The 15,275-nt window shown below is 45.3% G+C and carries 8 protein-coding genes; 6 read left to right on the plus strand and 2 right to left on the minus strand.

The window, feature by feature from the left end:
- Positions 1 to 2 precede the first annotated feature (2 nt).
- Complete coding sequence (locus ABD014_RS16735) at positions 3 to 1,802, plus strand: glycoside hydrolase family 2 protein (protein ID WP_343862988.1); 1,800 nt, start codon at positions 3 to 5, stop codon at positions 1,800 to 1,802.
- A 171-nt stretch (positions 1,803 to 1,973) separates the two neighbouring features.
- On the opposite strand, the gene ABD014_RS16740 is transcribed toward ABD014_RS16735, so the two are convergent.
- Both ABD014_RS16740 and ABD014_RS16745 read right to left on the minus strand, forming a co-directional pair.
- Positions 1,974 to 3,095 carry a glycoside hydrolase family 88 protein gene (locus ABD014_RS16740; RefSeq protein ID WP_343862989.1) on the minus strand — a complete coding sequence of 374 codons (1,122 nt, stop codon included), beginning with the start codon at positions 3,093 to 3,095 and terminating at the stop codon, positions 1,974 to 1,976.
- A 140-nt stretch (positions 3,096 to 3,235) separates the two neighbouring features.
- Positions 3,236 to 5,494, minus strand: coding sequence for a helix-turn-helix transcriptional regulator (locus tag ABD014_RS16745; RefSeq protein WP_343862990.1), 2,259 nt, complete (start codon positions 5,492 to 5,494; stop codon positions 3,236 to 3,238).
- Between the two features lie 320 nt (positions 5,495 to 5,814).
- Between ABD014_RS16745 and ABD014_RS16750 the strand changes: the two genes are divergently transcribed.
- From ABD014_RS16750 to ABD014_RS16770, 5 genes are read left to right on the plus strand one after another with little or no spacing between them, the layout of a single operon-like run.
- Positions 5,815 to 6,801: an ABC transporter permease gene (locus tag ABD014_RS16750; RefSeq protein ID WP_343863211.1), complete on the plus strand. Its 987-nt coding sequence runs from the start codon at positions 5,815 to 5,817 to the stop codon at positions 6,799 to 6,801.
- Positions 6,802 to 6,810: 9 nt separating this feature from the next.
- Positions 6,811 to 7,683, plus strand: coding sequence for a carbohydrate ABC transporter permease (locus tag ABD014_RS16755; RefSeq protein WP_343862991.1), 873 nt, complete (start codon positions 6,811 to 6,813; stop codon positions 7,681 to 7,683).
- 29 nt (positions 7,684 to 7,712) lie between these two features.
- Positions 7,713 to 9,311: a type 2 periplasmic-binding domain-containing protein gene (locus ABD014_RS16760; RefSeq protein ID WP_343862992.1), complete on the plus strand. Its 1,599-nt coding sequence runs from the start codon at positions 7,713 to 7,715 to the stop codon at positions 9,309 to 9,311.
- A gap of 58 nt (positions 9,312 to 9,369) precedes the next feature.
- The gene (locus tag ABD014_RS16765) at positions 9,370 to 11,325 is read left to right on the plus strand and encodes a heparinase II/III family protein (protein WP_343862993.1); all 1,956 of its coding nucleotides are present in this window, start codon (positions 9,370 to 9,372) and stop codon (positions 11,323 to 11,325) included.
- A gap of 15 nt (positions 11,326 to 11,340) precedes the next feature.
- The gene (locus ABD014_RS16770) at positions 11,341 to 15,186 is read left to right on the plus strand and encodes a discoidin domain-containing protein (protein WP_343862994.1); all 3,846 of its coding nucleotides are present in this window, start codon (positions 11,341 to 11,343) and stop codon (positions 15,184 to 15,186) included.
- Positions 15,187 to 15,275: the final 89 nt, after the last annotated feature.

A 15,275-nucleotide genomic window follows, 5' to 3' on the forward strand; every position in this document is an offset into this window, starting at 1 on the left:
TAATGGCATTGAAAGATCACTATCGCAAGGAATATCCGCGTCCTCAATTCGTACGTAAGGATTGGCAGGATTTGAACGGAGCATGGGATTTCGCATTTGACGATGCAAATGAAGGAGAGGTGCAAGGCTGGCAACAGGGGTTCACACCTACGCACACGATTCAGGTACCATTTGTGTACGAGACGAAGGCCAGTGGGATCGCAGAGGAGTCTTTTCACCCATACGTATGGTATCAAAGGAAGATTGAAGCGGACGAGAAGCAATTGTCCCGGCGGGTAGATCTGCGCTTTCAAGCGGTCGATTATGTCGCCAAAGTGTGGGTCAACGGCCAGTATGCGGGCAGGCATGAAGGTGGGTATTCTGCTTTTTCCTTCGATATTACTCCTTATTTGCATGCGGGTAATGACAATTTGATCGTGGTCAAGGCGGAGGACAGCGATAGCTGTACACAACCACGCGGGAAGCAGCGCTGGAGGAAGGATAACTTCGGCTGCTGGTACGTACAGACGACAGGGATCTGGCAGTCGGTATGGCTGGAATATTTAAGCCCTACTTATCTGAATCATGTAAAAATAACACCTAACTATGATGATAATTCCGTGAGTTTCGAGTATAAATTGGGCGGTGCTGCCTACGAGAATGGGCTGTCAGCACGTCAGCTGCAGTTGACGACGATTGTTACGATGGACGATGAGGTGATTAAGCAAGGGACGCTTGCCGTGGATCGCGAGAGTCTAGCTGCTACGGTGAATCTCCAGAGTGATAAGCTGGAGTGGCAGGTTGAACGCTGGAGTCCGGATAACCCGAAGTTGTATGAGGTAGAATTTGTGCTTCAGGAAGACGGGGAAATCCTGGATCGTGTGCATTCTTACTTTGGACTACGCAAAATATCAATCGAAGATGGCAAGGTGCTGCTCAATAATCACCCGATCTACCAGCGTCTGATTCTGGACCAGGGTTATTGGCAGGACAGCCATTTGACCCCGCCATCGGAGGCGGCACTTCTCGACGACATCGATAAAATTATGGCGATGGGCTATAACGGCGTGCGCAAGCACCAGAAGATTGAAGATGACCGGTTCCTGTACTGGTGTGATGTGAAAGGCCTGCTTGTCTGGTCGGAGGCTGCTGCGACTTATGAATTTAATGATGAAGCCGTGGACCGCTTCACGCGTGAATGGCTAGATATTGTTCAGCAGCACTACAATCACCCTTGCATCGTAACCTGGGTACCGTTCAATGAATCCTGGGGAATTGCCAACGTATTTACGGATACCAAGCAGCAGAAGTTTACCGAGGCGATATACTATTTAACGAAGTCGATGGATCCGCATCGGCCGGTTGTAGTGAATGACGGCTGGGAGCATACGATTTCTGATATTATTACCTTGCATGATTATGAGGAATCGGGCGATGCTTTAAGCCGCCGCTATGCGGATAAGGAGGCCGTCGTTAACAATAAAATAGCTTTCTCCAATTGGAAATATGCAATGGCGCAGGGCTATGAGTATCGTGGCCAACCGATTCTGATCAGCGAATTCGGCGGGATTGCTTTTAAGAGCGAGGAAGGATGGGGCTACGGCAATCAAGTGGATTCCGATGATGCATTCATTCAGCGGTTCCGTTCGATTACAGAAGCTATCAAGGATCTCGACTATGTATGCGGCTACTGCTATACGCAAGTGTCAGACGTTCAGCAGGAAGTGAACGGGCTATTGACCGAGGATCGCAAGCCGAAGATCGATATGTCGGTCATTAGAGAGATTAACCTGACTAGACGCAAAAGTGCTTGTGAGAGCTGAGGAAGGTAGCATAGAACTGCATTACAAGTAAGAAGGGGCTGTCATCAAGTCGATTTTCCGACTTGGAGACGCCCCTTTTGCTTGCCCAAGAGTGTTACATCATACTCATGTTCTGACCTGCTCACCCGGTCATTTTTGACCGTTAGAGCAAGATGGTTCCGCTAACCTCTTTTAGAACAATCCGGGATGTCCATGTACTTTGGCTAATGCTTCTACGAAATAATAATCCCCGTAGATAATAGGCACATTCACATGTTTATTTACTGGATACGATACAGTTCCTTTGGTAAGGATCGCATCCTGCTGATCACTGAAATCGGCATAGTTATCATACAGTCCTTTGAGTATCGCGACAGCACTCTCATAGTAATAGGACTTTTCTGTCTGATCCTCGAGCAGCATACTCAGCTCCAGCAGACCGCTTGCTGTGCACGCGGCGGCTGAGGAGTCGCGAACATGCTTATCTGCCTCCGAAGTTTTGAAGTCCCAATAAGGAACCCGATCTTCAGGCAGATGCGATAAGAAGTAGTTCGCGATATTCTTGGCAGCCGTAAGATATTCGGCTTTACCTGTCTCACGAGCAGCAATCGCAAACCCATAGATGGCCCAAGCCTGCCCTCTTGACCACACCGAGTCTGGCCCGAGGCCCTGTCCACCTAGGTTCTCGATCTTCTCGCCTGTCTCGGGATCGAAGCTTACGATATGAGGAACAGTCCAGTCATCCCGTACAAAATGCTTCAGTACGGTGTCGGCATGGGCAACTGCAATATGTCTGAACCTGGGATCATGATCCTCCTTCGAGGCCCAGAATAGCAATGGCAAATTCATGAGGCAGTCAATGATCGCCCAGCCGGTGCTATTCGGATCAACACGGTCTGTCCATGCCCTGATAAATTGTCCTTTCAAGTTGAATCTACCAGCCAGATGGCTGGCCGTAATCAGGCCTGTCCGCCGGGATTCTTCATTTCCAGTCCATTGATAGTTAACAATGGCCGTCGGGAGGTACATAAATCCGACATCATGATGGATATCGTAGAAGTCGAACAACGGAATGTTGAGCTCCTGCTCTATATTTATGGCCAACTTCTTCAAGGCTTCATCCTTCGTCTCACGATAGGCCAGCCACAGCAGGCCTCCCCAGAACCCCGAGGTCCAGAAGGAGACGTCTTCACAGTTGTAGCTGCCATTTAAGCATACATGGGGGAAGCTTACGCCAATTTTATGGCTTAGTGTAACGACCTTCTTCAACGATTCCTTATAAGCATGATCTAACCAATCCGGGTGAACGTTCATTTGAGGTATCTCCTCTCATTCTAAGGTTGTATGATATGACTACTTATATTGTAAAGTCCGCAGTATGAGGGAGATATCCTTACTATTTGTTGTTGTCGCGAATTTCAATATGACATCAAGAAATCGTGATCCCAATCAGCTTAGAGATGACTCAGGTTTTTGACATATTCCCCTGGGGATACGCCAATATACTGCTTGAAGATTCGTATGAATGTATTGGTATTGTTGCAGCCGACAATGGTCGCAACTTCATGTACTTTATAATTCCCCTGATTCAGAAGCTCCTTCGCTCTTTTAACCTTCAATGTATTTACATATTGCTTGAAATTAATGTCCAATGAATTCTTCAATAGTTTGCTGACATAGCTCTCTGACAGATTGAATTCATTGGCAATTTCTGTTAGAGATAAATCCTTATCAAAGTTCTTATGGATATAGATAAAGATTTGTGAAGCGGTAGAGCTCTCTAGGCAGAATTTATCCTTATTGCAATAATTGAAGACTAGTTCAAACAGCGCGAACGTTCTCTCCATAAACTTGGAGACAGGGGCTTCCATGAATTCATTCAATATGTCTGGATATTCCCTAACAAATTGATTTAACGTTGTGCCGCTAGTATTTAAGCACCGCTTGAAGGTAGTTAAGATGGAATGCTTCAGATTCGACAAAGTTACAGAACTCAGTGTAGATTGGTTCAGATTCTGATCCAGCAGATTTCTGAGCAGATCGTATGCTCTGCCCAATTCATTGGAATTGACGTAATTAATAAGGCAAGTTTCGGTCTCAATCGGGTAATAACAGACCACTTCTTCAAGATCTCGAACGTACTGCGGCGTTAATACTTTGTGTGTCGCATATTGATAATTGCTCATCCGAAGCAGTTCCTGCAATGCAGAAGTTAACTCGCCTAGCTGATATGTACTGGATATACATGCTGTAATATCGAGGGATAATTCACTCTCTATTGTATGGACAACCGTATCGGCGATTTGCTTCAAGCATTCTGGTGAAATACGAGCAAATATAATGCAGTATTTCGTCTTGTCTAATGGCAAAGTAAAGAAATCCCCGTATTCATACCGCATATTTCGGATCAAAGTATTGAAAATCAAAGTCAGATTCGGGGCAGGTACTGTCTTATCCAGCGCTCCAATCCCTTCACATTCCAACAGAACGATATTCAAATCCTCCCCAAACCTCTCCAATTGCAGTCCAGAGAGATTCTCTTGAATAAACTCATCGTTAGCAATGCCGTAAATGACCTTGCGGAAGAAATCTTCCCGTAAATGCACAATGGAGTAGTCCAGCTGATCCTGCAAGGCATGATTGATGGAATACATCTGCTCAATACTGGATTTAATATAATCAAGCTCGTGAATTTGTTTGGATTGTTCCTTGGGAGCTGGCGCAGCTTTCCCCTTTTGCTCATCCAGAAAATGAAGCAGCTGACGAATCGGTTTGTAGCTGGATCTCGTAGCCATATAAGCCATTACGATACCTAGCAGCAGAAGAAGTACACTAGGGAATAGCGCTGCCTTCCATATTTGGGCGAAAATCGCGCCAAACGAAGTCACCGTACTGGAGTACACATAATTCAGATTCGGAATCACTTTGGAGGGATGGATGTAATTGATCGTTGATCCCATTCTCAAATGATTCATATTTTCCTGACTTTCCTGATTGTAAAACGTATTGATCCGAGCCGAGATGTCGCTATCCAATGCCTTGTCATATATATAGGAACTAATCGTCTCATTGGTATGCAAATAGAAATTTCCCTTCGGATTATCGGCAATCCCAGGCAAGAGGGAGACTCTATCGATCACAATAAAGAAATAAAGCGGTTCCAAATTTGAGTTCACCATTTGATGAATCATTACGATATTGCCAGGTTTCCTGGACAATGATTCGGGAACGACATAGGTATTCGAAGCAAGAAATGGGCCTTCCATCTGCTGAAGTCTATTGAGCGCTTCTGCATCGATACCAAGCTCATTCAAATAATTCTTAATGTTATACGTTCCTCCTGCCGTAATCACGAGATCATCGGCAAGCTTGGTAATGCCAAAGGTGAAGCCTAGCTGGCCGAAGCCCTGCATTTGGTCATTCAGTTCATTGTAGAGCTTTGCAATATATTGATAATTGGTATCTGTACTATAACGATAATCAATCAAGCCTTGCAGCGTAGAGATCTTATATACAAATTCCATCGCAGTACGCAGTTTGAAGTCGGCATAATTGCTATTTTGTTCGATATACAGCTTGTTGCTATGATTGTTCTGCGCATCGACCATTTGGTAGCTTTTATAAAAAATGATGGATGAAGTAATTACTGAATAGAGAAGGACAATTACGATAAACAAGGTTAGCATCCGATATAAGAATCTCTTCTTGACCATGATTCAAACTCCTCTTCAAATCATCATTATGAATCGAGTCTATCTCATTCCTTGGGTAAATTCCTATTGAAAAAATTAACAAATGGGTGCTATATTCATTTCTTGACTCCCCGCAAACCCTATATAGAAAGCGCTTTATTTATGATTTATATCGGATCATATTCATTTTTTGTTCTGCTTCAAATTTGGTGGGATTCCTCAATTTTAGTCGTGAAGCAATAAAACAGACATGATATCAAATATTCAAGATATACCTTTGGACGGATCTCTTATAGGATTCAGGTATGGCAGAGCACCATCACAGGAGGTGATACTTGAATATGAGAAATTCTGCTGCGCCGATTAAGTCATCAGCCCCATTGAATAAAAGAATGAGGCCCAAAGGAGATATGAGAACGTACTTTCAGGAACTCAAGAGGGATATCATTAGGGACCGCATACTATACTATCTGCTTATTCCATTTCTAGTATGGTTCTTAGTCTTTAAGTATCTTCCGATGTGGGGAATCCAGATTGCCTTCAAAGACTTCAGCTTATTTAGAGGAATAGGAGGCAGCGAATGGGTTGGATTTGAGCACATTAGAGAGTTTATTGGCAGCGAGTACTTCCTAAGAGTATTTAAGAACACGGTCATTATAAGCTTGTATGGACTTTTGATTTGCTTTCCGGCCCAGATTATTCTAGCTATTATGATTAGCGAAGTTACTAGGGAACGATTTAAGAAAGTAGTGCAAACGCTCACATATTTACCGCATTTTATATCCGCAGTTGTCATTGCCGGGATCGTAACAACCTTTCTCGCACCGGACAACGGCTTGATTAACCTCATCTTAGAGAAGCTGGGCATGGAGAAGATTTACTTCTTGACTGATCCGAATTATTTCCGGGGTATCTATACCACGATGAATCTGTGGAAAGAAACTGGATTTGCTTCTATCGTCTTTATCGCAGCTATCGCGGGTATAGATACGCAGCTCTATGAAGCGGCAAAGATGGACGGAGCCAATAAATTCAAACAGATTATACATGTTACACTGCCGGGGATCCTGCCCACGATTGTAGTGATGTTCATAATGAAGATCGGCAGCCTGCTGAGTGTCGGATATGAGACGATCATTCTCCTCTATCAGCCGGCAACGTATGAGACAGCGGATGTCATTAGTACCTATGTCTATCGTTCCGGACTCATTGATGGAAGATATGACTTCGCGACAGCTGTAGGATTGTTCAACTCTATCGTAGCTCTAATTTTGGTCGTTTCAGCGAATAAGCTTAGTAAAAAAGTAACTGACGCAGGTTTATGGTAGGTGATAAGTATGATTGAGTCCAGAGGAGAGAAGATATTTAAGGTTATCAACAATTTCCTGTTAGCTCTTATGGCCACGGCGGCGCTGTATCCCTTTTTATATGTGTTATCCGCCTCAGTAAGTAAGCCGTATAACGTGATTACCGGCAAGGTGCTTCTATTTCCCAAGGGATTTACCTTTGATGCGTATAAAGAGGTTTTGGGCAATCCGGACATATGGTTAGCTTATGGCAACACGATATTCTACACTTTGGCAGGAACCGCGGTATCGATGATCTTTACGATATGTGGCGCCTATGCCTTGTCCAAGAAACGCTTGAGAGGAAGGAAATTTTTTACGATATTAGTTACGTTGACGCTCTGGTTTGATGCGGGGATGATTCCTTTCTATCTGACTTTAAGAGATCTGGGGCTAATAAATACGCGGACAGGTATTATTATCGCTTTTGCCTGTAACGCATTTAAGGTAATTCTACTTCGTACAAGCTTTGAAGGATTGCCGGACGAGCTAGAGGAATCGGTGAAGGTGGATGGCGGGAACGATCTGCATGTGCTGCTTAGAGTTTACTTGCCGCTAGTGAAGCCTGGACTTGCGACCGTGGGATTATTCTACGCCATTGAGAGGTGGAACGGATATTTCTGGTCGATGATTCTGTTGACAGACACGAATAAAATTCCACTCCAGGTGTTACTGAAGAAGATGATCGTAGAAAATGATCTGCAATCGGAGTTTACAGCGGCATTGGACTTTTCTTCGACGATCTCTGCGGAAACGGTGACTTTCGCTACGATTATAGTTTCAATTTTACCTATTGTCCTTGTGTATCCTTATATCCAGAAGTTTTTTATAAAAGGTATGTTAGTAGGCGCAGTAAAAGGATAGATACTATATTCTAAATCGGGGTGACAATCATGAAATTGAAGAAGATTTTGTGTATTTTAGCGGCAACAACATTATTGGCAGGGGCTCTGGTAGGGTGCTCCTCATCCTCATCGCCGAAAGAACAAGAGGAAACTGCACCAGTAGCAGAGGCAGCACAGGATAGTAATCAGAATCCATACTTGGCCTCGGAGAAGCCGCTCAAACTAAAAGTTCATCTGGGAACGAAGGAATCCGGTGTATTTAAAAATGATTGGCCGATCTTCGTGAAGGCAGCAGAGATGACGAATGTTACACTGGAGGGCACATTGCCGAACACGGTGTCTGATTTCACAGAAACGTTCAGTGTCGTCATGGCATCGAATCAGCTTCCTGATATTATGCAAGCGCTGTCTAGCGATTTCTTGAAGTTTGGTCCTGAAGGAGCCTTCCTCCCACTGAATGATTTGATTGATGGACATGCTCCTCATCTGAAGAAATTTTTAGAAGACAATCCAGACGTAAGGAGCGCGGCTTCGGATATAGATGGAAAGATCTGGTTCATTCCATTTATCCAGGATGGAGAAGCAGAGAAGGGGTGGTTCATCCGTAAAGACTGGCTAGAGAAGTTGGGACTGGAAGAACCGAAGAATGTTGATGAACTGCATGATGTGCTAACCGCATTCGTGAATGATGACCCGAATGGCAATAACAAAAAGGACGAGGTCGGGTTCTTCCACAGAAATACTTCCCTCGGTATTGAAGGCCTTATGGCACTCTGGAACGGATATCCTGGCTATCGGGTATTTGATGGCAAAGTGATATATGGGCCACTGGAGAATGAATATGGTGTTGCTATGGAGAACATGGTGCAATGGTATAAGGAAGGTCTCATCGACAAAGAGATCTTCACTCGCGGAGGCAAGGCGAGAGATATTCTGCTTGCTGACAACGTTGGCGGCTTAACCCATGACTTCTTCGCTTCAACAGGTAACTATAATGAGCAACTAGAGGGTAAGATCGATGGATTCCAATTTAATCCTATGCTTCCGCCGGCAGACGTAAACGGCAAGGTGAAGGAGCCTTCCAAGCGGGATCGCGCTAGAAACTTCGGTTGGGGAATCTCCTACAGCAATCCTGACCCGGTAGCTACGATTAAATACTTTGACTTCTGGTTCACAGAAGAAGGCAGACGAATGGCCAACTTCGGTATTGAGGGCGATACGTATACGATGGTTGACGGCAAGCCGATATTCACCGATAAAGTAATGAAGTCTGATAAAGCGCCAGTTGACGTGATTCGTGAGACAGGAGCTCAATCCAGCTTCGGCTTCCAGCAAGATTACTTCTACGAAGAGCAGTGGACATTGCCTCTGGCCAAGGAAGGCATCAATGCTTATAAAGAACAACAAGTGTTCATGGATAAGTTCCCTGTTTTGAAGTTTACTTCGGAAGAGCAAAAGGAAATTCAGAAGATTTCTCCTAAGATTGATACTTATATTGCCGAGACAACCCAACAGTGGATTCTGGGTGCGAAGCCAGTGGATCATGCGGGCTTCGTCAAAGAGCTTGAGAAGCTGGATGCACGTCGTCTCGTAGAAATTAACCAGATTGCATATGATCGGTATGTCGAAGAGATGAAAGAAAAATAGACAAGCGCAAATAGGCTGTAGATGACATACTCTACAGCCTATTTAAGGAGAAACAAAGATGAATATACAAGCTTTGTTGAAAGAGCCGATATCAACCGGGCAGTTGTTAAGCAATCTTCGATCCCGATTAGAGCCGATGACAAACAAGAGTGCGTACATTTTTGAGCACATGCCTGAGCTTGTACGAGAGACGATAACTAATGCCGAGGAAGCCTATTGGGGATTTCTTAAACTCCCAGGCACGGGCGGAGTACGGGAATTCATAGGCAATCCCCCCTGCTGGCTGGAGATTAGACATAATGACCATGAATTCCTCTGGCAGCTGAATCGCATGACTCATTGGCAGGATTTATTAGAGGCGTATTCCTTGACATATGATGAGAAATACGGACGCAAAGTCATTGAAGAGATGCTGGATTGGATCGGGACGGTTGAGATTGGTGAAGAGCTGATGGATTACCCCCTCAGTTATTTTGAGGAGTGTCATCCTTTGCGGGCATTAGAGTTAGGTATCCGAAACTATAAGACCTGGCCACTCATACTGGAGCATCTGGGACATACAAAATTATTTACAGAGGCGATATTGGAGCAGTATTTAGGGGCTGTCTACACGCAAACAAAGATCTTGCGCAAGGTATCACCGCTCCTATGGCCTAAGGCGGACCATAATCATTTTCTAATGGAATGTCTCGGTATACTGACAACTGCATTATATTTCCCGGAGCTGCGCGAAGCCGAAGAGTGGAAATCCTTCGCGATTGATGGGATCGAGAGATGCTGCTTAGCGCAGTTGACCGAAGACGGCGGCCAAATTGAGGGCTGTCCTTCTTATCATAATGGCTGCATGTTCTGGTTTGGACTCGCAGTTGTACTGGCCAAGCGTTTCCATTTCAAGTTCTCAGATCAGTATATGGAGCTGTTTCGTAGGAATCTCGACTATTCGATTTATTCCTTGCGGCCGACCGGAAAGTGTGTGCCTGTTGGAGATTCGCATGCCAACAATCTAGCAATTATGGGGGCGGTTTATGGCTACATGGCTCTGGATGATCTAACATGGCTAGGGCTGGCTACCAATTTGATTGATATTCGGGAGATACTCCATGAAGCTAGTAAGCATGTTTGGCGTGCCTTGGATGTACAGCGGTTCTTTGAGGATTTGCAGTCCCTTCAAGGCAAGCATTATGAGTCTGATCAGTCGACAACCTTCTGGAACCGAACGCTCCATCAAGCCATTATTCGTAGCGGATGGGACTCCAAGGCACTGAGTTTCCTGTTCACATGTAGAAGTCCGATTAAAAACGCCCATGCGCATATTGATCTCATGAGCTTTGATTTCACTGCATTGGGAAAAGATATGATTTGCGATCCAGGTATTTTTTGCTATCGAGAGGATGAGGATCGTAAGCAATTTAAAAGCTCCAGTTACCACTCCACTCTTCTGATCGATGGGAGAGATCATTTTGAATATATAAGTTCATTTCAATTTGGTCCCCAGAAAGTCGGAGCGGTCTACCATGTGGAAGACCGGGGCTTTTATCAAGTCGCAAGCGCTTACCATATGAATTATGAGCCGATGGTACATTATCGTCATATGGCTTTGGTAGATAATCAATTCCTTGTGGTTGCAGATCGGGTGGGAGGGTTAGAGCATAACAAGGTTCAGCGCTACTTCCATTTGGATTATACAGAAGTAGAGGCAGTGTCGGAGGGTGTCATCGCTACGAGTGATATTGCGAATCTTGCTATATACACGTGTCGCAAGGAGGAAGTGGAGCTTCTGCCGGGAAGGCTCTCCGATGTGAATGATATTGCAAGAGAAGCTACAAGGGTCCGGTTTCAAGGGACTTACAGCGGTACAGTGAACTTGTTGACTGTGCTGGTCCCTTACCAGGGCGATCGTATACCAGCTGTGAAAATTCAGACAGATAGTGATGGCCGTTATTCATTCAACTATGGTAACCGATATGTAATAGAGATTACGGACAACGATATGACCATTAGTAAACCAGTATAGGGAGGGTAAATGAGGATGAGTTCGCAAAAAAGGATATTCCGATGCACTAGTCTTTTGTTAAGTATTGTCTTAGGGATGAGTGGAATCCTGGGTGTATTTCCAGCCCATGCAGCCTCTACAATCCAGGTGTACTTATGTCAGGATTTCAAGGATTATACCCAGACAGGTGCTCCACCGAGCGGGTTTGAAATGACAGGCATCACCGACGTAAAGAAATCAAGTGGAGCCTTAAACGACGAATATACGGCCCCCAATGGGACCAGCGTATCGCTGCGGATCAATGAATCTGTAGCGGATCAACCTGATGTAGGCCTCGCCAAGCGCTTTGGCACGGATGACTTAACAGGCGAACTCATCCTTGATTTTGATATCAAGCTGCTAGATTCCAATGGAAGCCGATTCTTCGAAATAAAAGACAGCGGCAATAAAGGCATTACGCTCGGAAGCATAGGGCCCGATGGCATCTTAAAAGTGGAAGGCAACAAAATACCGTTGAATATGGGCCAGTGGCACCGGCTTTCCTTTGCGATCAACTATCAATCTGCTGTGCAGACCACTTCTGTCTATGTAGACGGAGTCAAAAAGATAGATTCGATCACCTTGAAGAACACCAGCAACGCAGCGGGTATTAATTACGTCCGTGTTCGGGCCAAGCGAAGCTTACCAGCGGATCTGACAACAGATGTCACCGGTAATAAGAACTTTACAACATTGCTGGATAATATGAGGGTATATAGCGGTACTGAGTTGAAAACGATGGAAGAACTGCAGGAACTAAATGTACCGGATTCGTTAATGGACTTTGACAATGACCTAGGTATTTCCGTTACAAATCGCCTGGCGGGGGCTTTAGCTATGGTCGTGAATAGCCCCAATGTGCTGAAGGATAATGTGAGAGCCGTTAATGCGATTAGTGAGCAGAATGTACCGCGAAAAGTTGAGGGAGAAGTCCTTGTACCGCTTCGATTCGCAGGTCAATTTTTTGGTGTTGATGTGGAGATCAGTGAGGATATAGCCAACTCCAATCCGCATATTCAGGTTACTTCTGACGATGTGTTGGTTCCTTTAGATCTGGCAGGAACTCTCCTTCATAAACAAGTGTACACGGATTATAAAGGCAGGGGGCTTATCGTCATCGGCGATCAGGCTAAACCGTTTGACGATGCGTTAGATAAGGTGGATGAGAGCATCAAGCCTCAGAATAATGAGAAGTTCTTTATTGAGGAAGCTATCAAAGAGATCGTCTATGATAGACCAACCGGAGAGGACGCCGTCGCTCAGTTGCTGAGCAACAATGCGTCTCACCCAAGAGTTCTGGCGACTTCATCCGACTTTGCCCGGGTGAAATCGATGGTTCAGTCTGGAGAGGCTACGATCAGTAAGTGGTATCAGGATATTCAGAAGCAGGGCGAGAAGCATCTGAATATGGCCTTGCCTACGGATGATCTACCGGATGGCCGTCGAATGATCGGCTCACGACAGGTAGGGCCGCTCGTGATTAATCTGGGAATGCTCTATCATCTTAGCGATGATATTGTGAAGAAGGAGCAATATAAGCAGCGGATCTGGGACGAAGTCTACACGGTGTCGCAGTTCCCGAACTGGAATGAAGAGAATGAATTTCTGAATACGGCAGAGTTTATGGAAGGGTTAGCAATTGCTTACGACTGGCTGTATGACGAATGGACTCCAGAGCAGAGACTGATTCTTGAGGATGCGATGATTCAGAAGGGTCTCGTTAAAACATTGGAGGCTTATAACAGAAATATATGGTGGATTCATACGTATCCAAGAACGAATAACTGGAATGCGGTATGTAATGGAGCCTCAATTCTCACTCTGATGGCTATCGGTGATCTAGATAGGGAGATCTTACTGCCATCCAAAGAGAACGTAACGATGCAGCAATTTGGTGGCAAGATATTGGATACCGCATTCAACGCGCTGGAAGACTTTATTCTATTGGAATTTACACCTGACGGAGCATGGGCGGAGGGGCCGAGCTACTGGAAATACACTTTAGAGTATATTGTTCGGTTCATTTCTTCGCTGGAGACCGCATTAGGGACAAGCTATGGTTATGACCAGACCCCTGGTCTGAACAAGACTGCATATTTCCCGACGTACTTAAGTGGAGCGGTTGGCGCACTGAACTACGGCGATGCGTCGAGCAACAAGGTAATGTCCGCTGAAGAGCTGTGGATCGCGAAGAAATACGGGGATCGATTGTTAGCCTCTGTTCATCTGGATAACAAGATCAAATTTAGGAATGCTGGCTCCGAATTTGAGATGCTATGGTATGATCCGGCTCTTTATATCCCTGGGCAAACGCTGGATTTGGATCAATATTTTAGCGGAACAGAAGTAGCTACATTCAGAAGCAAATGGGAGGATCCCAATTCAAGCTTCTTAGGCTTCAAAGCAGGCAATAATGTAGTCAGCCACGGGCACTATGACCTGGGCAGCTTCGTATTTGAGTCCTTGGGGCAGCAATGGGCGATTGATCTAGGCAAGGATGATTATAATCTGCCGGGCTATTCAAATTATGACAAAGAACGCCTAACTTACTATCGCTTGAACCCAGAGGGGCATAACACATTGGTAATCAACCCTGATGGGGACGCACAGCAGAACATTAAGGCATTCTCCAAGATCGAGAAGGTGGAGAGCAAGCCGTCTGGCGGATTTGCAATTGCTAATTTGACAGAAGCATATGACAGGTATGTTGCTCAAGCGAAGCGGGGCGTGATGCTCGCCTCGAACCGAACGAGGGCTACAGTTCAAGATGAAGTATCATTCTTGAACCCTTCAACAGCCTATTGGTTCATGCATACAGAGGCTGACATTCAAGTCAGTGCTGACGGCAAGTCTGCGATCTTTAGTAAGGGCGGAGAGAAGCTCTGGGTTGGACTGGATAGTGATGCTCGTGATGGGGCGGGACAGCCGATTGATGTGCGATTTGATGTGATGGATGCAAAACCACTGCCGCAATCTCCTAACCCTTCTAAGCAGAACCAGAATATCGGGGTTCGCAAGCTGTTTGTTAAGCTGGATCAAGTCAAGGAAATGAGGCTGACGGTAACGATGGTACACGTCGTTGGTTCGATAGAGGATACGGACCTGATCGTTAACAGTGTCCCGCTCGATAACTGGAGCATTTCAGACGGTGAACTCATCATTCCAGTTATTCAAAGCGCCAGCATAGACGGAGCACCGTTAGCCGAATTCAATGAGCATAAATTCAGCTATGATATTCAACTACCGCTTGACCGTACGGATGTACCGGTGCTGGAATTCACGTATGATCAGACGTTGAATGATGTACAGGTGATCTCTGCTGATGAGATTCCGGGTATAACGAAGCTGATCGTATCTTCACTGCAAAATCCGGAAATCAAGAGCATTTACTTCTTCAATTACAAGTTAGTGCCTCTGAACGGAGAAGAGGAGCGATTAAGCGAGCTCCCTGTTGTAGGAATCTCCGCGAGCGCCTCGCAGGCTGATCAAGGAAATACCGAGGATAAAGCGCTTGACGGTGATCTGAATACTTACTGGGGGGCAGAAGGCGACCAGTGGATCATGCTTGATCTTGGCGAAGCGAAGACGGTCAATAGTGTCGGCATAGCGTTTATTCGGGGAAATGAGCGTAGTTTCAAATATGATATTGAAACCTCGTTGGATGGACAGACCTGGTATAAAGCCTATTCCGGCCAGAGTAGCGGGGAAAGCTTGGATATTGAGAAGACGTATGTGAGGCAGCATGAAGCCCAGTATATCCGCATCACCGGGCATGGGAACAGTGTGAATCAATGGAACTCCTATGCTGAGATTCGTGTGTATCAGCTTCAGCCTCAAGAATAGGCGCTAAAGAGGTCCCCGGTTTCAACACCTTCAAATAGAATTGATCCATAATGCTGGACAAGTGGATGATTCTTTTTTGAAGGTGTTTT

The sequence above is a fragment of the Paenibacillus motobuensis genome (assembly GCF_039521865.1).
In the GTDB taxonomy this organism is placed as follows: domain Bacteria; phylum Bacillota; class Bacilli; order Paenibacillales; family Paenibacillaceae; genus Fontibacillus; species Fontibacillus motobuensis.